The organism is Halobacterium sp. CBA1126, from assembly GCF_009741975.1.
In the GTDB taxonomy this organism is placed as follows: domain Archaea; phylum Halobacteriota; class Halobacteria; order Halobacteriales; family Halobacteriaceae; genus Halobacterium.
Genome location: NZ_WPCF01000047.1, coordinates 1 through 19,296, shown reverse-complemented (window position 1 = coordinate 19,296; position 19,296 = coordinate 1). Strand labels below are relative to the sequence as shown.

Annotated in this window: 22 protein-coding genes, 1 tRNA gene and 5 pseudogenes; 15 read left to right on the top strand and 13 right to left on the bottom strand. The window is 62.9% G+C overall.

The genetic code is table 11. The annotated features are described in order from the left end of the window. Positions 1–1,071 (top strand): deoxyribodipyrimidine photo-lyase (locus GJ634_RS08270; protein ID WP_157502048.1); only part of this gene is annotated, 1,071 nt, incomplete at its 5' end. On the opposite strand, the gene GJ634_RS08265 is transcribed toward GJ634_RS08270, so the two are convergent. Beyond that, the gene (locus GJ634_RS08265) at positions 1,068–2,234 is read right to left on the bottom strand and encodes an MFS transporter (RefSeq protein WP_157502046.1); all 1,167 of its coding nucleotides are present in this window, start codon (positions 2,232–2,234) and stop codon (positions 1,068–1,070) included. The genes GJ634_RS08270 and GJ634_RS08265 overlap by 4 nt on opposite strands. Before the next feature lie 149 nt (positions 2,235–2,383). On the opposite strand from GJ634_RS08265, the gene sod reads away from it, so the two are divergent. Continuing rightward, the gene (sod, locus tag GJ634_RS08260) at positions 2,384–2,986 is read left to right on the top strand and encodes a superoxide dismutase (protein ID WP_157502044.1); all 603 of its coding nucleotides are present in this window, start codon (positions 2,384–2,386) and stop codon (positions 2,984–2,986) included. Between the two features lie 29 nt (positions 2,987–3,015). Here sod and GJ634_RS08255 read toward each other — a convergent pair whose 3' ends face one another. Then, the gene (locus GJ634_RS08255) at positions 3,016–3,471 is read right to left on the bottom strand and encodes a hypothetical protein (protein WP_157502042.1); all 456 of its coding nucleotides are present in this window, start codon (positions 3,469–3,471) and stop codon (positions 3,016–3,018) included. Positions 3,472–3,570: 99 nt separating this feature from the next. Between GJ634_RS08255 and GJ634_RS08250 the strand changes: the two genes are divergently transcribed. Next, on the top strand, positions 3,571–3,840 hold the full coding sequence (locus GJ634_RS08250; protein WP_157502040.1) for a DUF5827 family protein: 270 nt from the start codon (positions 3,571–3,573) through the stop codon (positions 3,838–3,840). Here the strand turns inward: GJ634_RS08250 and GJ634_RS08245 are convergent, their stop codons facing one another. Together GJ634_RS08245 and GJ634_RS08240 are read right to left on the bottom strand one after the other, a co-directional pair. Further along, the gene (locus GJ634_RS08245; RefSeq protein ID WP_157502038.1) at positions 3,841–4,416 is read right to left on the bottom strand and encodes an MBL fold metallo-hydrolase; all 576 of its coding nucleotides are present in this window, start codon (positions 4,414–4,416) and stop codon (positions 3,841–3,843) included. Between the two features lie 111 nt (positions 4,417–4,527). Then, positions 4,528–4,866, bottom strand: coding sequence for a cupin domain-containing protein (locus GJ634_RS08240; RefSeq protein WP_157502036.1), 339 nt, complete (start codon positions 4,864–4,866; stop codon positions 4,528–4,530). A gap of 87 nt (positions 4,867–4,953) precedes the next feature. Between GJ634_RS08240 and thyX the strand changes: the two genes are divergently transcribed. The 5 genes from thyX to GJ634_RS08215 all read left to right on the top strand — a co-directional run bounded on the left by thyX (position 4,954) and on the right by GJ634_RS08215 (position 8,665). Then, positions 4,954–5,697 carry an FAD-dependent thymidylate synthase gene (gene thyX, locus GJ634_RS08235; RefSeq protein WP_157502034.1) on the top strand — a complete coding sequence of 248 codons (744 nt, stop codon included), beginning with the start codon at positions 4,954–4,956 and terminating at the stop codon, positions 5,695–5,697. Between the two features lie 89 nt (positions 5,698–5,786). Continuing rightward, a tRNA-Glu gene (locus GJ634_RS08230) sits at positions 5,787–5,861 on the top strand. A 221-nt stretch (positions 5,862–6,082) separates the two neighbouring features. Continuing rightward, a complete protein-coding gene (locus GJ634_RS08225; protein ID WP_157502032.1) occupies positions 6,083–7,210 on the top strand; it encodes a site-specific integrase in 1,128 nt (375 codons plus the stop codon). A gap of 71 nt (positions 7,211–7,281) precedes the next feature. After that, a complete protein-coding gene (locus tag GJ634_RS16665) occupies positions 7,282–8,283 on the top strand; it encodes a CPBP family intramembrane glutamic endopeptidase (protein WP_197425452.1) in 1,002 nt (333 codons plus the stop codon). Between the two features lie 238 nt (positions 8,284–8,521). Continuing rightward, positions 8,522–8,665 (top strand): hypothetical protein, encoded by a 144-nt coding sequence (locus tag GJ634_RS08215; RefSeq protein WP_157502028.1) that lies wholly within the window; start codon positions 8,522–8,524, stop codon positions 8,663–8,665. A 273-nt stretch (positions 8,666–8,938) separates the two neighbouring features. Here GJ634_RS08215 and GJ634_RS08210 read toward each other — a convergent pair whose 3' ends face one another. The 3 genes from GJ634_RS08210 to GJ634_RS08200 all read right to left on the bottom strand — a co-directional run bounded on the left by GJ634_RS08210 (position 8,939) and on the right by GJ634_RS08200 (position 13,283). Then, positions 8,939–10,276, bottom strand: a complete 1,338-nt coding sequence (locus GJ634_RS08210; protein ID WP_157502026.1) for a site-specific integrase — start codon at positions 10,274–10,276, stop codon at positions 8,939–8,941. Between the two features lie 563 nt (positions 10,277–10,839). Continuing rightward, positions 10,840–11,583: a hypothetical protein gene (locus GJ634_RS08205; RefSeq protein ID WP_157502024.1), complete on the bottom strand. Its 744-nt coding sequence runs from the start codon at positions 11,581–11,583 to the stop codon at positions 10,840–10,842. Next, positions 11,583–13,283 (bottom strand): hypothetical protein, encoded by a 1,701-nt coding sequence (locus GJ634_RS08200; RefSeq protein WP_197425451.1) that lies wholly within the window; start codon positions 13,281–13,283, stop codon positions 11,583–11,585. The genes GJ634_RS08205 and GJ634_RS08200 overlap by 1 nt, the downstream gene beginning before the upstream one ends. Before the next feature lie 588 nt (positions 13,284–13,871). Here GJ634_RS08200 and GJ634_RS08195 point away from each other — a divergent pair. Next, positions 13,872–14,783: a hypothetical protein gene (locus tag GJ634_RS08195; RefSeq protein ID WP_197425450.1), complete on the top strand. Its 912-nt coding sequence runs from the start codon at positions 13,872–13,874 to the stop codon at positions 14,781–14,783. A 27-nt stretch (positions 14,784–14,810) separates the two neighbouring features. Here GJ634_RS08195 and GJ634_RS08190 read toward each other — a convergent pair whose 3' ends face one another. After that, positions 14,811–15,041, bottom strand: a complete 231-nt coding sequence (locus tag GJ634_RS08190) for a hypothetical protein (RefSeq protein WP_157502020.1) — start codon at positions 15,039–15,041, stop codon at positions 14,811–14,813. A 44-nt stretch (positions 15,042–15,085) separates the two neighbouring features. Here GJ634_RS08190 and GJ634_RS16445 point away from each other — a divergent pair, with 44 nt between their 5' ends. Further along, positions 15,086–15,259 (top strand): nucleotidyltransferase domain-containing protein, encoded by a 174-nt coding sequence (locus tag GJ634_RS16445; protein ID WP_331714060.1) that lies wholly within the window; start codon positions 15,086–15,088, stop codon positions 15,257–15,259. Positions 15,260–15,376: 117 nt separating this feature from the next. Here the strand turns inward: GJ634_RS16445 and GJ634_RS16440 are convergent, their stop codons facing one another. Then, a complete protein-coding gene (locus GJ634_RS16440; RefSeq protein ID WP_269449524.1) occupies positions 15,377–15,502 on the bottom strand; it encodes a hypothetical protein in 126 nt (41 codons plus the stop codon). A 52-nt stretch (positions 15,503–15,554) separates the two neighbouring features. Here GJ634_RS16440 and GJ634_RS08180 point away from each other — a divergent pair. The 3 genes and pseudogenes from GJ634_RS08180 (at position 15,555) to GJ634_RS08170 (ending at position 16,593) form a co-directional block, all read left to right on the top strand. Further along, a pseudogene (locus GJ634_RS08180) lies at positions 15,555–15,833 on the top strand (ribbon-helix-helix domain-containing protein). Next, on the top strand, positions 15,826–16,089 hold the full coding sequence (locus GJ634_RS08175) for a type II toxin-antitoxin system RelE/ParE family toxin (RefSeq protein ID WP_157502018.1): 264 nt from the start codon (positions 15,826–15,828) through the stop codon (positions 16,087–16,089). The pseudogene GJ634_RS08180 and the gene GJ634_RS08175 overlap by 8 nt, the downstream one beginning before the upstream one ends. Positions 16,090–16,136: 47 nt before the next feature. Then, a pseudogene (locus GJ634_RS08170) lies at positions 16,137–16,593 on the top strand (PIN domain-containing protein). 11 nt (positions 16,594–16,604) lie between these two features. On the opposite strand, the pseudogene GJ634_RS08165 reads toward GJ634_RS08170, so the two are convergent. Next, positions 16,605–16,778 (bottom strand): annotated as a pseudogene (locus tag GJ634_RS08165) (transcriptional regulator TrmB); the annotation flags it as partial. Between the two features lie 240 nt (positions 16,779–17,018). Beyond that, on the bottom strand, positions 17,019–17,567 hold the full coding sequence (locus GJ634_RS08160; protein WP_157502016.1) for a hypothetical protein: 549 nt from the start codon (positions 17,565–17,567) through the stop codon (positions 17,019–17,021). A 128-nt stretch (positions 17,568–17,695) separates the two neighbouring features. Between GJ634_RS08160 and GJ634_RS08155 the strand changes: the two genes are divergently transcribed. Continuing rightward, on the top strand, positions 17,696–18,109 hold the full coding sequence (locus GJ634_RS08155) for a helix-turn-helix transcriptional regulator (protein WP_157502014.1): 414 nt from the start codon (positions 17,696–17,698) through the stop codon (positions 18,107–18,109). Between the two features lie 127 nt (positions 18,110–18,236). On the opposite strand, the pseudogene GJ634_RS16660 reads toward GJ634_RS08155, so the two are convergent. Then, a pseudogene (locus GJ634_RS16660) lies at positions 18,237–18,395 on the bottom strand (MarR family transcriptional regulator); the annotation flags it as partial. 121 nt (positions 18,396–18,516) lie between these two features. Between GJ634_RS16660 and GJ634_RS16655 the strand changes: the two are divergent. Next, positions 18,517–18,888: a hypothetical protein gene (locus tag GJ634_RS16655; protein ID WP_157502012.1), complete on the top strand. Its 372-nt coding sequence runs from the start codon at positions 18,517–18,519 to the stop codon at positions 18,886–18,888. A gap of 65 nt (positions 18,889–18,953) precedes the next feature. Here the strand turns inward: GJ634_RS16655 and GJ634_RS16040 are convergent. Continuing rightward, positions 18,954–19,279 (bottom strand): annotated as a pseudogene (locus GJ634_RS16040) (hypothetical protein). Positions 19,280–19,296: the final 17 nt, after the last annotated feature.

Genomic DNA, 19,296 nt, shown 5'->3' with positions numbered 1-19,296 from the left:
CTCGACGACGACGGCGTCGCCCACGACCAGCACCACGACGCCGTGTTCCACGCGCCCGGCGAGATTCGCACGAACGCCGGCGACCCGTACTCCGTGTTCACGTACTTCTGGAAGAAGTGGCAGGACCGCGAGAAGCCCGCTCCCGTTCCCGAGCCAGCCCCGGAGGACCTCGCGGACGTCTCCGGCGAGCCGCTGCCGTCGCTCGCGGCCCTCGGGTTCGAGGCGCCCACCGCCGACCTCCCCGACGCCGGCACCGAGGCCGCACGCGAGCGCCTCGAGGACTTCTGCGCGGGCGACGTCTTCCGGTACGAGGACGCCCGCGACTACCCCGCGGAGGGGGCCACGTCGCGGCTCTCGCAGGACCTGAAGTACGGGACGATCGGAATCCGGGAGGTGTACGAGCGCACCGAGGACGCGATGGCGCGGGCGGACGGCGACGACGAGCGCGACAGCGTCGAGGAGTACCAGCGCCAGCTCGCGTGGCGGGAGTTCTACGCGCAGGTGCTGTACTTCAACCCCGAGGTCGTCACGGAGAACTACAACGAGTACGAGCACCCCATCGAGTGGCGCGAGGACGACGCCGAACTGGCGGCGTGGAAGCGCGGCGAGACCGGCTACCCCATCGTCGACGCCGGGATGCGCCAGCTCCGCGAGGAGGCGTACATGCACAACCGCGTGCGGATGCTCGCCGCCTCGTTCCTCACGAAGGACCTCATGCTGGACTGGCGCGAGGGGTACGCGCACTTCCGCGAGCGCCTCGTCGACCACGAGACCGCCAACGACAACGGCGGCTGGCAGTGGGCGGCCTCCACGGGCACGGACGCCCAGCCGTACTTCCGCGTCTTCAACCCCACCACGCAGGGCGAGCGCTACGACGCCGACGCCGAGTACATCACGGAGTACGTGCCCGAGCTACGGGACGTGCCGGCGGAGAAGATTCACGCGTGGCCCGACCTCGACGCTGCGGAACGCGAGGAACTCGCGCCGGACTACCCGGCCCCGATCGTCGACCACGGCGAGCGCCGCGAGGAAGCCATCGAGATGTTCGAGCGGGCGCGCGGCGACGACTAAGACTGCCGGGCGACCTGCGTCCAGACGACGACTGCGCCGACGGCAGTGACGGCGGCGGCGAGCGTCCACGCCACGTCGTAGTTGTACGCGTCGACGACGAGCCCGAACAGCGGCGGCGCGGTGATGCCGCCGAGGTTCAGCATCGTCTGGCCGCCCGCGGTGGCGGCGCCGACCTCGTCGTCGCCGACGAGCGCGGTCATCGTCGCGTAGTAGACGCCCGGGAACCCGAGGATGAACAGGCCGAGCAGCGCGAACGCGACGGCGGCCGTCCACTTCGTGTTCGCGACGGTGACGCCGAGGAAGCAGACGGCCGCGAGGACACACTGCGCGGTCAACACGAGCGCGGGGCCGCGGGCCGCGGAGCCGCCTAGCCGGTCGGAGAGCGCGCCGCCGACGAGCCGGCCGACGCTCCCCGTGACCTGCACGCCGGCGAGGACCGCGCCCGCGAACCCCGCCGCGACGGCGACGGACTCGGTCATGTGGAGGACGACGTAGCCGGTCGTCGTGAACACCGTCGCGCCGAGGAAGAGACCCGCGACGACGAGGCCGCGGTACGCGTTGTCGTCGAGGAGGCCGCGGACGTCCGGCATCGAGAGCGTCCCGGAGCCGGTTGTTCCCTCGTAGCCGACGGCGAACGCCGCGGCGACGACCACGGCGACGCCCGCGATGACGAGGAAGCCGGCGCGCCAGCCGTACCGGGTGGCGGCGATGCCCGTGACGAGCAGGGCGCCGAGCCCGGAGCCGCCGGTGACCCCGACCTGTTTGACGTTCATCGCGAGGTTCCGGCTCCCCTTCGGGGAGACGGCGACGATGGCGCGGTTGGTCGCGGGCATCGCCGTGGCGTACGCGAACCCGAGGACGACGAGCGCCGCGAGCAGCAGCGGGAACGTCGGCGCGTACGCGACGCCGACGCAGCCGACGGCGACGCCGAGCAGCCCGGCAATCATCACGGGGCGCTCGCCGTAGCCGTCGACGGCCGCGCCAGTCCCGAACAGGAGGACGGTGTACCCGAGCATGATGGCGGTGACGACGGTGCCCGTGAGCGCCCGCGAGAGCCCGTAGTCGGCGCGCACGAACGCCGTCGACGCGAAGATGGCGTAGAACGCGAGGCTCGCGGTGAACTGCCAGCCGGTCACGAGGCCGACGCCGCGCCACGAACGCATACCACGTCGTCGTCGCTCCGGACGTATGTGATTGACCATCCAAACCGCGGGCGGGCGACGCCGACGCCGGAATCACGTGGGTCGTGCTAACACAGATACCACAAACGTTTAACACGAACCGCTACGATTGTTCTCCCGGGTGACGATTCATGAGTGACTACGAACTACCGCCGCTGCCGTACGACTACGACGCACTCGAACCGCACATCTCCGAGCAGGTGCTGACGTGGCATCACGACACGCACCACCAGGGCTACGTCAACGGCTGGAACGCCGCCGAGGAAACCCTCGAAGCCAACCGCGAGGACGGCGACTTCTCCTCCTCCGCGGGCGCCATCGGAGACGTAACCCACAACGGCTCCGGCCACATCCTCCACTCCATCTTCTGGAACAACATGAGCCCGAACGGCGGCGGCGAACCCGCCGGCGCCCTCCTGGCGCGCATCGAGGAGGACTTCGGCTCCTACGAGGCCTGGAAGGGCGAATTCGAGGCCGCCGCGTCCGCCGCGGGCGGCTGGGCGCTGCTGGTCTACGACAGCCACTCCGAGCAGCTCCGCAACGTCGTCGTCGACAAACACGACAAGGGCGCCCTCTGGGGCTCCCATCCCATCCTCGCCCTCGACGTCTGGGAGCACTCCTACTACTACGACTACGGCCCCGACCGCGGCGACTTCATCGAGAACTTCTTCGAGGTCGTCGACTGGGACGACGTCGCGGACCGCTACGAGGACGTCGTCGCGCGGTTCGAGTAACGCCGCACAGCCACCGTTTTTCTTTCGCGCTACGCGCCCTCGTCAGCCGCGGGTGCGAACGCCGCGACGCCGTACTCGCCGGCGAGGTCGTGGACCGCGTCGGTGAGCGCGCCGAAGTCGTAGTTCGTGCCGTCCGCGTCGACGCCGACGACGACCCCGACCTGCGCGTCGTCGTCCGCGACGAACGTCCGGAACAGCTCCCACGTGTCGAAGCCGCGGTGCGTGTACCGGAACTCCGAGTAGTGGAGGCGGTTGTACGTCTGGCGGGTGACGAAGCCGTAGCGCTCGTTGTCGAGGTACCGCTCGACGTCCACGTCCTCGATGCGGTCGGCGACGTCCTCGCGGAGGTACAGCGGCTGCTGGGTCTGCTGGTCGAGCACCCAGACGTCGCGGAGGTTCTCGCCGAGCGCGTCCCGGAGCGCGTCGACGAGCGCGGCTTTCCCGTCGTCGAGACCCGACTCGAACTGCGTGTCGTGCGTTGTCATGCGGACCGACGTGCGTCGTTGTGGCAGACGCTCGGATAAGCGTTCCCCACGCCGGCCGTCCCATCGGGGGTTTTTCGTCGCGACGCCGTACCGTCGGGTATGCCCGTCCCGAAGGCCGACTTCGACGCGCTCCACCCGTGTGACTTCTACACGCCCGCGGAGCTGCTCGACGACGACCAGATGTACACCGTCTACGAGATCGCGCGCCTCCTCCAGGACCTCGACGCGGACGCCGAACTCGACCCGAACACGGAGAACGTCCTCCTCGACTGGGCGATTCCGTGGGTGATGCGGCACAGCGACGACCTCGTCGTCGCCGAACCCCGCGACGACGAGGAGCCCGGCTACTACGGCGTGAAGCCCGAGTGACTACCGCTGCCGCGCGGCCTGCGCCGCGAACTCGACGTTCTCGATTGCGCCGTCTGTGACGCTCGGCCCGTGCCCGGCGTGCATGACTTCGAGGTCGTCTACGACGTCGAGGACGTACTGGATGCTCTCGATTAGCGTCCGGCGGTCGCCGCCCTCGAGGTCGGTGCGGCCGAACGCGCCGTTCGCGAACACGAGGTCCGCCGCGAACAGCACGCCCGCCTCGGGCGAGTAGAAGGCGAGGTGGTGTGGCTCGTGGCCGGGCGTGTGCAGGGCCTCGTACTCGTGGTCGCCGATAGTGACGACGTCGCCGTCCGCGAGTTCGTGGTCGATGCCGTCGACGCTCGCGTCGAACCCCCACGCGTCCACGCCGAAGGCCGCTTTTACGTCGTCGAGGTTGCCGACGTGGTCCGGATGGGGGTGGGTGACGAGGACGGCGTCGAGGTCGTCGACGTGCTCGCGGACGGCCGCGACGGCGTCGAAGTTCGCGCCCGGGTCCACGAGCACCGTGCGGTCGCCCGCCGCGAGGAAGGCGTTGCTCGTGAACGCGTCGACGCCGGCAGCGAGATTCGTGACCATACCCCGGCTACGCCCGCCCGCACTTAGGGGTTGTCGGGACGCGAACGCGCGAACAGCGACGCGAAGCACTGCGAGGAACGTGAGGAAAGCGAGGCGGAGCGGAGGCGCGGCTTAGCGCGGCGCGCCGACGAGCACGAGCTCGGAGTAGTGGTCGCGGTTCCGAATCTGCCGGGTCTCCCCGGCGTCGACGCGGACGGCCTCGCGCTCGTCCAGCGAGACCGTCTCGCCGCCGAGCTCCACGTCGACCCCGCCCTCGACGACGTAGTACACTTCCTCCTGGCCGTCGTCGCGGTGGTCGTGTTCCATCCCCTCGGCGTTCGGCTCCATCGTGAACAGCGTGAACGCCACCTCGTCCGTGTCGAGGGGGTCTTTCATGCGGAACATCTTCGCGCGAGCGTCGTCCGGCAACGCCGATTCGGCCTCAGCAATCGTCGCCTTCTCGTACGGCATACCCGGCACTGGGACGCGCCGCCACTTCTGGTTAGTGGCCGCCGCTCCGGAGCGCTTTTGTCCACGGCGCGAGCATCCACGCCCAACATGCGAGTCCGCCTTCTCAACGCGACCGACGACCCCGAGGAACTCATCTGCCGCGGGGCGCGCAACGACTACATGAGCGACTGGGTCGGCGACCGGGACTTCGCCGACGTGATGGACGGCGTCGAGGGCGACGACGTCGAAGCCCAGAAAGCGAACTTCCTCGCGAAACTCCTCAAACGCGGCCACTACGGCCCCTTCGAACACCCCAGCGCGACCTTCGCCATCGAAGGCATGAGCCGCTCGTGCATGGCCCAACTCACCCGCCACCGCCACGCCAGCTTCGACGTCCAGTCGATGCGGTACGTCGCCTTCGACGACGTCGACCCCGCCGACGTCGAAGACGGCGAGATGGTCGTCACGCCCCCCTCCGCGACCGACCCGGACTGGATCGGCCGCAACCAGAAGAACAGCGACGTCGACGAGGAGACCGTCGAGCAACGCGAGAACGTCTTCCAGCGCTCCGTCCGCCAGTCCGTCGAAGACTACCAGGAACTCCTCGAACTCGGGATGCCCCCCGAGGACGCGCGCTTCGTCCTCCCCATCGGCACCGAAGTGAACGTCGTCGTCACCCTGAACCCGCGGTCCCTGATGCACATCGCCGACATGCGCGCCGCCGCCGACGCCCAGTGGGAGATTCGAGACCTCACCGAACAACTGCTCGACCTCGCCGCCGACTGGTGCCCCCACACCTTCGACTACTACGAAGCCGAGATGAAACACCGCAAGAACCGCCTCGCACCCTAACCGCGCCCGGCGACATCCGCCACCCTGTGCCACACCGCCCCCGAGACGAAACCGTTATTTGTACCTCGCGGCTACGACTGAGTGGACGCGCTCCGTTGGTGTAGTCCGGCCAATCATCTTGCCCTCTCACGGCAAGGACTTGGGTTCGAATCCCAAACGGAGCATTCCTTTCCTCCCGCCGTCGGGTAGTTTTCGTCCGTGAACGAGAGTGAAACCATCGTATGTTCACGGGCAAGCCGATTCGAACGACCGGTCGAACCCGCCGCCGTCTGGCGATTATCGATATTTCGGCGGCAAACACACTAGAACGACTCACCCCGGCGCAGTCTGGTGATTCCCGACTCACCCCGGTAGCCGCCCATCCCACCAACGGAGGGGGCCGGCAATGAACGACGCCGACGAGGCAACCGACCCCCTCGACGGCATCACGGTGCTCACCGAGCCCACCGCCGACCTGCTGAACGAGCGCCAGCAGATCGACTTCCGCACCACGCGGGAGAACTGCTTGCAGTGGCTGCTCGCGTTCGGCAAACATCCCAAGAAAGCGGACGGGTACGCGGCCTCAACCGTCAAGACGCGCGCGCACCGCATGGACCAGTTCTACCGGTGGGTGTGGCAGAACGAAACCAACGGGTACACGACAGACGTCACGCACGACCACGCGGACGCGTGGCTCAAACAGATCGCGATGACCGACCACTCCGTCGCCCACAAGTCCAACTGCCGGAAGGCGTTGTTGATGCTGTTCCGGTGGCGAGAACACGAACACGGCCTCGACGAGTGGACACCGGAGTTCAGCTTCAGCACCGGGAGCCGCACCGCCACCCCGCGTGATTTCTTGACCCGCGCGGAGCGAACGAAGATTCGAGAAGCCGCACTCGAAGCCGGCAGCGTGCCGAACTACAAGAGCCTGAGTCCCGAAGCACGCGACCGGTGGAAGGCTCACCTCGCCCAGCGCTTCGGGAAACCGAAGGCCGAGGTCACGCCGGCGGACTGGGACCGCGCGAACGGCTGGAAGATTCCGAGCCTGGTCGCCACCGGCCTGGATGCCGGCCTCCGCCCGATCGAAGTCGAACGCGCCAGCCCGCGGTGGGTTGACGTTGACAACAGCGCCCTCCGGATTCCGAAAGCGGAGTCCTCGAAAAACGAGGGGCACTGGGTCGTGAGCCTGCAGGACGAGACCGCCGCGATGCTCGACCGGTGGCTCGCCCAGCGGGCGACCAACCCCAAGTACGACGACTCGGACCACCTCTGGCTCACCAGAGAAGGTAACCCGTACGGGTCGTCAGCGCTCCGGACGGTCCTCCGCCGGCTCTGCGATACGGCCGACATCGACTACGAACACCGGCAGATGAGCTGGTACGCGGTCCGGCACTCCACGGGGACGTACATGACCAGAGAAGAGGACTTGGCTGCGGCCCAGACACAACTCCGGCACACGAGCGAGCAAACCACGATGAAATACGACCAAGTCCCCCTCGAAGACCGTCAAAGCGCCCTCGAACGCATGTAAGCCGCCCATCCGTAATCGGGGGTGGTGGGCGGCGGTACGTTAATAGTGGCGCGTCATGTCGGCTGTGGCAGGTGCCCGTCGTGTCAGCCAGCCTCCGAACCGAGAACGGCCGGTTGCGGTTCCCGCTCCGGCTGTTCTGGAACGACGCCGAACGCCGCCCACGCGCCGCCGTTCGCATCCTCGTCGCTGTGCTGGGTGTGCTCGTCCTCGCAAACACCGCGCGAACCTACCAGCCGACGCTCTTCCCCGGGACTGGTCCGGTTGCCGACGTCTGGAACACGCTGAGTAGTGGCCTGCCACAATCACTCGCCATCGCCGCCGGCGTCTGTCTCGCCGCGGTCGTACTCGACCGGCGCCGACTCACCGACCTCGGGTTTCCGCTGGACGGGAACGGCCGGCGGTTCGTCGGCGGGACCGCCCTCGGCGCCAGTATCACTGCGGGAAGCGTCGGCGTCGGCCTGCTCGCCGGCTACTACGACCTCACCGGCATTCGCCTCACGCACGGGCTCGGGACGTGGCTCTTGCTCGTGGTCGGAACCATCAGTTCACAGCTCGGCATCGTGGTCGCCGAGGAGCTGTTCGCTCGCGGCTACCTCATCACGAACGTCCTCGAAGGCCTTGACGGCGTCCCCTCGCTGCCGCGCGCGGCGACCGCAGCTGTCGCCATCGGCGTCGCCGCGCTGTTCTTCGTGCTCACGCACTCCGTCCGCGGCACCACGTTCGCCGTTATGGCCGGTGGCCTCGCGGTTCTGTTCGGCGTCGCCTACGTCCTCACGGGCGACCTCACCGCGCCAATCGGCATCCACTTCGGCGTCAACGCCGCCGGCATGCTCTGTGGCACTGCCCCGCAGCCCGCGTCGCTCCTCGAACTGTCCGCCACATCGACGGTCGCCGACTCGCTGGTCCTCCCAGCGGACGCAGTTGTCGTGCGACTGCTCGCAGCCGCCGGCAGCGTCGTCGTCCTCCTCTGGTGGCACGCCAGCCACAGCGACCACGACTGGGTCACACCGGCACTCGCACAACCAACCCTCCGACACCACACAGACGACACCTCCGACCAGCCACACGACTAACCACACGACGACCCTGCGATTGGGTCTCCAGACTGTCGTCCCGATAGCAGTAGCAGGTAGTACCTGTCGTCGGTACCACACGCGAACCACGAACGCTGAATTGGGTACGTGGGGTCGCGACCACGGTACTCTCAGACGAGCGACGTGGCGCTGACCGACGTCGTTCCGACCAGTACCCACACGGAGTATTTATCCCAGCCCCTCGAAGGGTTCACGCATGAATGACCCCGGTAGCGCCATGGCCGATTCCCCGCCAGCAGGTTCACTCGAACCCTCGGACGACGACTCGGCTGTGTCGGGCTGGCGGGCCGCGGTCTGGTTCATCCTTCCGTTCCTGCTCTTCGTCGGCCTACTCGTCGCGGCGGCCTTCCTAGCCGCCTGACAGTCGGCCGCGCCGAACCGACGGAGAGCAAGCCACCGGTAGTTCACGCACGACTATCCTGCGTAGTTCGAGACACAGTACGTCTACTGAACGGAACGATAGATCGTCTGAATGCAGAACGCGCGCTCCTACCTACGGACAGTCCACCACCAAGCCGTCGAAATCTACGGCTGACGCTGGGCTTGCGGATTCGCTGTTAGAATCAATCAGTCCGCGTCCCGGCGATGTGTTGGTGGCCAGCGCGTCCGTGGTGGGCGCTTGAGTACGAGGGGGTTATTTCTCCTCGTCGTCGGTATCGAGGATGTTGCGGGCGAGCTGGCTGCGTCCAGCCATCGAATCCTCGATTTTCACGTCCACGTGCATCGTCGTGGTGTCTCCACGGTTCTCGGAGCTGGCGGCGCTATCACTGCCGACGCTGTCGTCGTAGTCGTCGCGTGCGTACGGGTTGTACGTCTCGTCGATTGCGGCTCGCTCGGCGATCTCGTGGACTTTCTCGAGTGTCTGCCGGCGACTCTCCGGATGGGTCTTCGCGTAGATGTCCTTGGTTGTCTCGAGTTCGTTGTGGCGGAGTTGGTCGCTCGCTTCCTCGAGGTCACCGACCTCTTTGATGATCTCGGCGAGGGTGTGTCTGATGCTGTACCACGAGATCTTCCGGGTTTCGTGGTCGATATCGGCGGCCTCGCAGAGTTGCCGCAGCAGGTAACAGAGGCTCCCGGATGTGTAGGGGTTGCCCTGTTGGTTGAGCCAGATGCGATTCGTGTCGTCGTAGGTTTCTAGGTGGCGGCGTTCGCGGAGCCAGTGCGAGAACACCTCATCTGTGGCGTCAGTCAGGGGGAGCTCGTTCTCCGGGCGGCTTTTCGCGGCGTGCTCCTCGGGGACGACGAACAGCTGCTGTTTGGGGTTGTACCAGTCGACGGTGGCCTGTTCGATTTCGATCGGAATCAGGGCCGTCTCCAGTGCGACCGCGATGAGCGACCCGACTTTCGCGCTGGTGTCGGCGACCATCCAATCCTGTTGGGTGACGGCGGCTTTGGGTTTCCCGAGTCGCTGCGCGATGAGCGCGTTAATTCGGTCGCGTTCGTCGTCGCTCGTCTCGGAGTACGAGGGGAGCGATCCGTACTCGAGGGCGGCATTACGGATCTGGTAGCTCTCGACGAAGGTCAGGGAGGCCGCTGAGGTGTGGTCGCCGTCGACGAACACGACGTTTGGTTCCCACGGTTCGGCGATGAAGTCGTTGTCGTCGAGGAAGGTGAAGTACTTCTGGAGCGCGTCCGAGAATTTGCGTTTGGAGCTTGAATCGTAGGGGTCACCGGATCGCTTGCGGATTTCGTCGTTGTCGAGGCGTCGGATGAGTTCGTCCGCGTGGGCGTTGGTGAGTCGGTACCCGGCGCGAAGGTCGTCGAACTCGAGGGTGAACCGGTATAGTTGGTCGATGCGTGCGTGGTAGTTTGCGGCGCCGTTGGCTGCGAGTGGCTCGTTCCGCGCTGGGTTGCGCCCGCACTTCCGGAGCCACGTGTAGTAGTCCGCGAGGAACTCCTCGACGGCGACAGCGCTGTCGCCGAGTGCGTTGGCTAACTTCTCCGTGATCGATTTTACTGGATGGTGTCTCATCGAACCAAACAGTCAAATTATCCACCCTTGTTTAAATCCTCGTCCCCGACCTATCCACGCCGACAACTGACAGCACCGCGATCACGCGAATACCTGACGCTTACCCACCTGAAACGCTACATTCGTGATTGATTATCTATGCCACCACTGCTCACCGAGATCGCTCGCCGAAGCCGTCATTTATCGACGAGCGGCACCACCAAGTACAATACTTTCTCAAAAACCACTATCCGGCGTAGGGGCGAGTAAAGTTAGACGGGACGACCGGCCACCCGTAGCTGGGTGGACAACGAAATGGACGACTCACGAATCGCAGAACAACAGATTGGGAGAAACCTATTGGTTGCCGTGAGAGGGCAACCGGTGCCAGCGGATGGCGCGTCGAGCATTCGCCTTCTGGCTGCTCCCGAATCGGTCGCTTTCGTCCGTGTACTCACCGATAAGATACTGCAGCCCTATAAAACAGGGGTTGATTGCCGGTACGGCAATTCGAATCAAGACGAACGAATCGGGCTCGGCAAACACAATCCACGCCACACCCCCTGAGAGAGCGACGTCCGCTGCTAATAGACGGCCTGCGCTCGGTGTGCGATATGCAGCGTCAATTCCGCACCCGGAATTGGATGAGCAACACGGTACGTCAACAGCTCCGGTGTCAGCTCCAACGTCCCCCGACACTCTTCGGGAATCAGCGCCATAATATCGGAGAGATCCTCCGTCTCGATCGTAAGCTGCACCGTAGAGCGCTCACCATCCTCAACGAGCTCGATCGGTGGCAGGTACGAAAACGAATCCATATCAGACGCCTTGAACTCGATGCGCTGAGATGCACTCTGTAGTTCGATCTGGAGTTGATCAGTCACAAGATCCGCGACCGAGATACTGCGAGCGAGCGCCCGGTGCTGGAGCGTGCACACCGCGGGGGACTCTCGGCGAGAATCACTGAACAATCGGAACTTGGCGCGATCCCGAAAGGGGGCGAATCGGTATGTTAATTCATTCGAGTGGAGGACGACCCGGCCATCGCTCGTTTCGAAGGGGAACGTAATCCGCACGGACTCCCGCGGGCGAGTTTTGAGGAAGTTATTGATGGGCTCAACCGTGATCCAGAAGTCGCCTGGTGCGCGCTCGACAGTCTGGGCTGTGAGCGGCAGCGAGTAGTCCAGCGCGATCGTTTTGTCTGGTGAAACTGATTGCACGCGAACGGCGTCCGGCGTGATGGCGACGTGGCACTCGCTTTGGTCGTGGACTTTTTTGACCGGTCGAACAACCGATTGCAGTCTGGCTGGCGGTACTTGGAGTGGCATTAGGACTGGTCTTGGAGGTGCGTCTGAGCGGCTGGTTGTCTGGGGCCGTCGAACGCGAGGTTCTGGATAACGGCGAGCAGTTCCTTCTGCGTCGTGGTGAGCTCAAGGCCGCTGTTCGGCGCGGGCACCGTGTTGACGATTTTGTAGAGGTTGTAGAACAGCATCGACATGTTGGTGTAGAAGGCTTGCTTGGCGACGTTATCCGACTCAGTTGCGACGTCGAAATCGTTTTTCGACAGCCGAAACAGCGTCTCGATTTTCGCCCGTTGATTATACGTGAAATTCAAATCCTGAATCGTCTCAGCCACCTCTTCGGCCGACTCCGCCGACGCGTCGTCAGGGAGCGCGACAGTATCCGTGTAGAAGGCCCGGATTGGTTCGATGGTGTCGTCGTCTTCGGTCGCCCCAGAGTAGCCGACCAGCATGACGTCTGGATCGAGGTTCGCGTAGCCTGCACTTTCGACAACGGCGGTCTTCCCTGGCTCTAGCTTCTCGCGCAGCCGCTCGAAATCATCGTTGCCCTTGTCCGTGTCACTGTAATCCTGGGCGAAGATCAACCAGTCGTCGTTATCGTCCAGGCGACACGCGCCGATATCCTCGGCCCCATCGAACTCACGATCGGTCATGAGCAGCCCGATGTCAGTGTGGACAGCCAACTTCCGTAACAGCTCCTTCAACTTCGCTGCGCGATTCTCTCTGCCTTTGAGGATGCGTAGCCCGAAGCCGAACTCCAACTCCGGATCGGTAATCCCTAGGGATGCGATCTGCCAGCGGCCGTCTTCGGTCCGGTACGAATGCGAATCCGATTCTTCGCCGTCCGTCGCGAGGTCCGTGAGGTCGTACGACATCGTCGGCGCGACCAATCCCTCAGCGTTGATCACGTAATCGAGGAGCGCCTGATTGATGTCGTCGAACATCTCCCGGACCTCGAACAGCTCCAACCCCGAAAGGTGGTTGCGAATCGTCGATCCCTTGAGTGCTGAGCTAAGGTCGAACTGGTGGTGCGCCCGCTGCTGGTACTCCTCAACGCTGCGATCGTCTGTTGCCGACCGCGCGAACGCGCCCACGACGGTGCGCAGGTCACGCGTCGCGTTGGTGTCTCGCTGCAAGTCGAGATGCTCGACAACGATGTCCAGTAACTCAGCCACCAGCGTGTACAGTGCGAGATCGCGGGCTTCCATCGGGTAATTGGCCGCGTCGGGGCCGACCTCGTAGGACAACTCGTACCGGTTCTGGACGGTTTCGGGGATTGGCACCCCGTTACCGAACAGCGCCGTCGCTGCGATGAACGCTGCTTCAGGGACAACGCCGTCCAGACACGCCTCCAGTTTGTTCTTTGCTTTCCGGTACGTAGATTTCTCGTACGCTCGCTCCAGCCCGAACTGTTCGAGTTCCGCCGAGTCGTAGTCGCCCACGTAATCCTCGAACTCGCCGTATTGGGAGATGCCACGAACTTCTTGGAGGAGAACCGCACGCAGCTTGCGCGGCGGGAGTGGTGGGTCTTCCAGGCCCGCTAGTTCGTAGCAGTGCTCGGCAACATCACATACTGCCTCGTCGAAGATGGCATCTGTGTCACTCTCAGTGGCGTCCGTGGGTCCGTCGCGTTTGTTCGTTTTCGCTAACGCGACGATGATCGGTTTCTGTAGTTTGATCTCTTCGGCGCTCTGATAGAGGTCGGAGACGGTGATATCTCCGACCACATCAGGATTGAACGGTTCGAACTCACTTACCTGGTCTTGGGTTGAATGGGTGGTCTCCTTGGCTAATACATCGTTATGTGTGGACATTTCTACAGTATTCAAAAATTGCCGTCAGATATGGATAAAACCTGGCCACCCAACCACACAACCCCTTGCCCGATCTCACCGACCACAATCCGCTAACGGCCGTCCAACGTACACCCCACCGATTCACCGACGAAACCACCGCGCACAGCAACGCTGCCACCAAAATCCCCTTTATAAGCAAATCAGTAGAATTGAACCGTGCATATTCGACACGAACAACGCCGTACTCGCGGGATTCCGATAATCGCCGAACGGCGTGGTAAACGATACAGCGCTACAGGTCGAAACCTCTCGAAGACCTCGACAACCAACTGAGAGCGATTGGCGGCGTCAACGACCAACAGCGAGCCACTGCGGACTCACCCCGCCAGCGATTAGATTCGATGCTGTTCACTCTGAGATGCTGGTGGCACACAGGCCGCATCGAAACCGTCAATGAGGGAACGGTGCAACAGACATCTGTTCCCCGTTATGCCCCCTACTCGTCGGCAAGCCCTCCAGATGAGCGGCGCAACGATTCTAGCAGCGCTCGCTGGCTGTGCAACAAATCCGTTCGAATCGGCGGAACCGCCCTCCGAGTACAGCCTCACTGTCGAATCTATTGACGCCTCCCCAGTCGAATACGCTCTCTACGAACCCGACGATGGAGTCCTGTTCGGAACACCCGCGCGGAACGCCCTTGACGACATTCTCCCGGACGGACGACACACATCGTACGGTTACAAACCACTCCCCAGCGACGCGTACGTCACCCACGACGAATCGTACTATGAGACGGAACACGTCGTGACGGGCCGGACGCAGATGAAACGCCAGCTGGTCCGTGTTGATCCGCTTCCGAAAGAGGAGGTGCCTGATGACGCCGTCGTGATCGATACGCTCGATCAGCCCAGTTCGCGCCCGCTCAAAATCCTCCACAGCTACACCCAGTCTAATGGCGAAACCAGCAATACGGAATTGCTCCACGGGGACGCCTACGTGCTACGCCGGCCAGCCGAACGGGGGAGCCGGCTCGCAACCGGCGATCTTGCTGGCCGCGTCGTCAAAATGACCGACAGCGGTACGTGGGCGTATCGTGTGCGTGTGACCCGCGAGCCGGTCGTCGAGACCGCGTACACGGCGCTGGCAATCAAGGTCGCCGACTCGCGCTCGCAGTTCCGTGACGTCGTCTTCGGCTCACGTATTGACACCGAACTCACCCCCACAGACTTGCCAACGGCGGCACGCGACCTCCTCAACAAAGTAATCGCTCAAGAACCCTACACGGAAACCGCGCCACTCTCAGACGCCTACGAGACAGTACTTGAGGCCCTCGGCCTTGGGGCAGTTGATACGATCGTGAACGGGCAACTCCTCTGGTACGACGACGCCGTCTACCGGTACGGCCTCTACGTCAACCCCCCATCGTCCTAGTGATTGGGTGCTCTGACCCGAAGCTGTTCAACTAATCTCGGTCTCCTCTGTGAGCGTTTGTCGGACTGCGTAGCCAGTCGTTGCCAGGGTGAGGAGTAACATCACGAGCATGCCGGCGTCACTGAGCGTTTCAACAGCAGAGAAGCCTTCTGTGACGAGTCCGCAGAGCACGTCCCACTGGAGGGACGCCCAAACAACGCTAAACAGGGCAAGCGAAATCACACTTCTCCATCGCTCAACAAACGCCCCCGCCTCCATACGCTCACTCCACCCCCTGACCCCTTGAAACAGTCGAGGCATCTATTGCCCGCATACAAGCCGCGATTTCTGACGCCGAGGACTTCAACGAAACACTCGGTGTCGTTGTTTTCGGGGGCGTCGCTCGGAGCGAGGCCGACCGGCAGAGCGACATCGATTGTTTCGTCGTAATCGGGGGCGACCGGACGACAGCCCGAGGCGGATCAGCGGCGTCCTAACCGACCTCCACTCTGAGCGCTTCGATGGTGCCCGGTTTGCGTTCGAACCGTACGCCGAGTCCACCGAAAGCACACGCAGAGCCGAATCAGGACTCTGCGACAATTTCGCGGAGGGAATTACCCGGCTGTGCAGTAATCGAATCCGGGGAAATCGAATTCGAGCGGAATCTCGACCGGGTGAAAGAGGCCATCGACGAGCTCTCCGATGAGAACCTCGAGCGCAGTCTCGATCTCGTCAACCACAGTCCGCGTATCCAACCGAAGGTACTTACGTGATACAAGCGTATCACAGCATATGAGCACAGACAGCGACGCCGGCGGCGACGGTGAAATGGAGAAAATTACGTCCGGGTGCCGCAGTCGCTGCTGGCACAGGTCGATGAGGTCTGGGAGGAGCGTGGTTACGCGAACAAATCCGAGTTCATCCGCGACGCGCTTCGGGACGCCGTCAACCCCCCCCACAAAGCTGTCCGAGGAAGCGCTAGAGCATCTAGCCGAGAGCCGCAAGCAGCGAGAGCAGGGCGAGACGGTCTCACAGGACGATGTGAAGGACCGGCTGGGCATCGATGACTGAGGTCGAGTGGACACCGAAAGCACTCGATTTGCTGGAGGGGCTCGAATCAGAAGCTCAAGAGCGGTTGGTGAAAAAACTCGACGAGGCGAAAGACTGGACCGCTCATCGGCTCGAAAAGATCACGGGGTATCCATACTACAAGCTTCGCGCTGGCGACTACCGTGCAATCATCACGTGGGACCGGGATGAGGATATCCTAATCGTTGAGGCGGTCGGGCATCGCCGGAATATCTACGACCGCCACCTCCCACCGTGAACCGCCTCGGGATCAAGCCCCGGGGCATTCGCCTCGACAGCCTGTAAATACCGCGTGCACTCGTCGATACGACAGTTCTCTTTGCCGCCACATACCAGCAGGATGGAGTCCACGATGCCGTGCTTCCCGTGCTCCACGGTATCGACGATGGAACGCTCCCGGAAGCAGTCGTCCTCGACTACGTGCTTGCGGAAACGCTCAACGGCCTCACAACCCACGCTGGCCACGACGCAGCCGTCTTTCCTCAACCGTGTCGAAGAAAACGCCCACTTCTACATCGACTCACTCACCACCGACGCCCTCGCGACCAGGAAATCCCTCATCCGCCGACACGAACCGCTCTCTTTCGTCGACGCCTGTATTGTCTCGTATATGCAGACCGAGGGACTCGGCTACCGGTATGCGTTTGACGCCGATTTTGACGCAGTCGAGGACGTCTACCGACTGGAGACAGCAACGAATCCCTACGATCCGAACTGCCGCTGGCAGCGACACGGCTGGTGACGAAGTTCGTCTTAGGATAGTCGCCCCTCGTAGTCAGCCATCAGCTCCTGAAACTCGTCCCCCTCCGGGAGCCAGTCGTCATCGACCTCGCCGTGCGTCTCGAGGTAGCGGAGCAAGGCGTCGATTTCGTTTTCGAGGTCATACACTGCCGCCTGCTTTCGGAGCTCCTCCTCGTCGACGTCGACGAATCGTGTGCCTGTCCCGACTGGCAGCAGCACTCACCCGAAGGCGGCTGCAAGCACCTGCGTTGCGTCGATCACGAGATTAAACGGGGCCGCATTCCCCGCCCAGACGGCCGGCTCCAAGCTGACTCGAACTAACCCTGAGTGACCAACGGGGCTTTCAAAAACACGCTTGTATTGGGTGACTCAGTCAGTATCGGTCGTCCCACCGGTGGAATCCATCCCTTCAAGGGTGGGAGGAGGTCAAGGCAGCTCGCCAGTCACGTCAACGAGATCTTCCTCGGTTCGCCAGCGATAGAGCCGTCCTTCTTGGTCAAATAGTTCGAAGACGCCGTCTTGCATCCACCCAAATGGGCGTTCTTCGTCCTCGTACTCTCGCTTGAGGACGTGACTTTTCTCGAAGAACTCCGTCGTACCGACGAGCAGTCCCTGTTCTACAAGGAAGTCACTCGGCTCCTTCTCGGCGACACCGACGAGATAGGTCACGATATCCGCGATGAGGCAGAACTTCTGGATGCTGTTGTCCCACTCGCCACGAATATCGACCATGCGGAACGCGTACGCGCTGGTGCGCCGGTTGAGGCGGTCTACCACCAGATTCAGCCGTTGGATCGGTTCCCGGTCGTAGTTTCCGAGGACGAAGTACGACCGGTCGTTCTCGTAGACTGGGGTTAACTCGCTCAAGGCGTGGAGGACTTCCTCGTTGTCGGCCAGCGTTATCTCCGCCTCGTCAAGCTGGTCTTTGGCACTTTTGAGAACGTCATCGGGAACAGGGGGCTCCTCCTCAGTCATTATGTGAGTGTCTCGTAGCGGAGAGATATGGTTTATGGAGTAAATTACCTGCTCAAACGAATATAGTTTACTGTGGAGTGATTTACTCAGGGGTAAACTACTTGGCACCAGAACGTGTATCGTGTTGTATGAGCACCGATCTGGGGACTACTGAAGGGATGGAATACCGCGAACTCGTCCACTTCGTCACCCAACAGACGCGGTTCGCGCTACTCAACAACATCCTCCAGCACCCCGAGCAGCTCCCCTCGATGTACGAGCTCGAGGAGCTCAATCCCAGCGTGAGCGACGCGACCGTCTACAAGCACATCCAGAAGCTCATCGACGCCGGCATCGTCAAAGAAGTCGCCCTAAACGATGACCAGCGCCGACAGGGCTACCCCTGGAAGTTCTACGGACTCACAGAGAAGGGACGGGCATTCCTCAACGACCACAACCTGCTTGCCGCAGAGGAGACGCTCCAGCAGATCTACGACACCATCTCAGACAAACCCGAGAAGATGGTCAAATACGAGAACGCTCCCCGTCCGGAAGACGCTTGAGCTACCCACCCGTAAACGGGTGGGTTTTCGCCTCGCACTTTCGATAACTCCCGACAGTTCGCCCCAAATTAGCACTTAACCAGGATTCGAGTTTGTAGTCAGCCGCCAGCTCCTGGAACTCGTCCTATTTTCGGCGGCCATCGTGTTCCGTCTCGACGAGCCCCCTCTCGACGAGGTCGCCAACGGCACGAGAGAGCTAACTCTCGCTGTAATCGAGTTTCACCGCGAGTTCGGGAATCGTGTCGCCGCGGTCGACTATCGCGAGGACCTCGCATTCGAGGCACAGTACTGACTCGCCGCCGTCCAGGGGACATCGTGGGTCAGGCGGTCGTGGGTGAATCGTCGCGGAGTTCGCGGAGATACGCCGTTGCTGCGACGCCGACGTTGATGCCGTGTAGGTAGTCATCGTGGCCGAATGCTTCGCGGCCAGCCATCCGGTGGGTCAACCCCTCGGTCAGGGAGAGCCGAATGGATTGTTCGACGGCAGCCTCACCGGCGTGCTCGACCGCATCCTGGACGTACCGATCGAAGTACTCTTCTGGATGGTCTGGTGGCCGCGGCTCCGCTGCCCGCGCGAGCGCGAGGTCGATGACATCCTCGATCGAGGGATGTGCCGGATTCCCCGTATTCTCTCGAACGCGATACTCCTCACCGGCCATAGCTGGCCGTACAGTGTGCGTTCAGATAAGTGTCAGTGGGGAACGCTAACTCGCCCCCTGAAGGCTGGTCTGGTTGCGTTCGGCAACCGCACCGAGGTACTCGGCTTGCTCGGTCTGTAGCATGCGTTCAGTAGTTGCTAGCGGTCAGTGCCCAGCGGTATTTTCGTCCCCTGATCGCCACTCGTCTATGCCTGTTCCCACAGCGTTTCGATTCGTTCTTCGACGGTATCGAGGACGAGGTGGCAGACGTCACGATGGTCTGTGGGCCACTGTGCATCTTCTGCGCTGGCGCGACTCGCGTCCGGCGGCGGATGGAAGTGATCGCGTGCGTTGTGACTGCTGGGGTGGCGATCCCAGCGACACTTCCACACGCTCTCTCGGCGTTCCTCTTGATAGTGGACGGTAAAATCGTCGTTGCGATAACCACCGATCTCAACCCGAGCCAGACGCAGCCATCCGGATAGTACTCACCGGCGAGTTCGACACGGAGATACATGCTTCCCCTCCTCATGAGGTCCCACTCGACTC

Bases quoted from the DNA above. Each gene is read 5' to 3' on its own strand.
- GJ634_RS08265 (WP_157502046.1), bottom strand. From the start codon at position 2,234: ATGCGTTCGTGGCGCGGCGTCGGCCTCGTGACCGGCTGGCAGTTCACC.
- sod (WP_157502044.1), top strand. From the start codon at position 2,384: ATGAGTGACTACGAACTACCGCCGCTGCCGTACGACTACGACGCACTC.
- GJ634_RS08255 (WP_157502042.1), bottom strand. From the start codon at position 3,471: ATGACAACGCACGACACGCAGTTCGAGTCGGGTCTCGACGACGGGAAA.
- GJ634_RS08250 (WP_157502040.1), top strand. From the start codon at position 3,571: ATGCCCGTCCCGAAGGCCGACTTCGACGCGCTCCACCCGTGTGACTTC.
- GJ634_RS08245 (WP_157502038.1), bottom strand. From the start codon at position 4,416: ATGGTCACGAATCTCGCTGCCGGCGTCGACGCGTTCACGAGCAACGCC.
- GJ634_RS08240 (WP_157502036.1), bottom strand. From the start codon at position 4,866: ATGCCGTACGAGAAGGCGACGATTGCTGAGGCCGAATCGGCGTTGCCG.
- thyX (WP_157502034.1), top strand. From the start codon at position 4,954: ATGCGAGTCCGCCTTCTCAACGCGACCGACGACCCCGAGGAACTCATC.
- GJ634_RS08225 (WP_157502032.1), top strand. From the start codon at position 6,083: ATGAACGACGCCGACGAGGCAACCGACCCCCTCGACGGCATCACGGTG.
- GJ634_RS08215 (WP_157502028.1), top strand. From the start codon at position 8,522: ATGGCCGATTCCCCGCCAGCAGGTTCACTCGAACCCTCGGACGACGAC.
- GJ634_RS08210 (WP_157502026.1), bottom strand. From the start codon at position 10,276: ATGAGACACCATCCAGTAAAATCGATCACGGAGAAGTTAGCCAACGCA.
- GJ634_RS08205 (WP_157502024.1), bottom strand. From the start codon at position 11,583: ATGCCACTCCAAGTACCGCCAGCCAGACTGCAATCGGTTGTTCGACCG.
- GJ634_RS08195 (WP_197425450.1), top strand. From the start codon at position 13,872: ATGAGCGGCGCAACGATTCTAGCAGCGCTCGCTGGCTGTGCAACAAAT.
- GJ634_RS08190 (WP_157502020.1), bottom strand. From the start codon at position 15,041: ATGGAGGCGGGGGCGTTTGTTGAGCGATGGAGAAGTGTGATTTCGCTT.
- GJ634_RS08175 (WP_157502018.1), top strand. From the start codon at position 15,826: ATGACTGAGGTCGAGTGGACACCGAAAGCACTCGATTTGCTGGAGGGG.
- GJ634_RS08160 (WP_157502016.1), bottom strand. From the start codon at position 17,567: ATGACTGAGGAGGAGCCCCCTGTTCCCGATGACGTTCTCAAAAGTGCC.
- GJ634_RS08155 (WP_157502014.1), top strand. From the start codon at position 17,696: ATGAGCACCGATCTGGGGACTACTGAAGGGATGGAATACCGCGAACTC.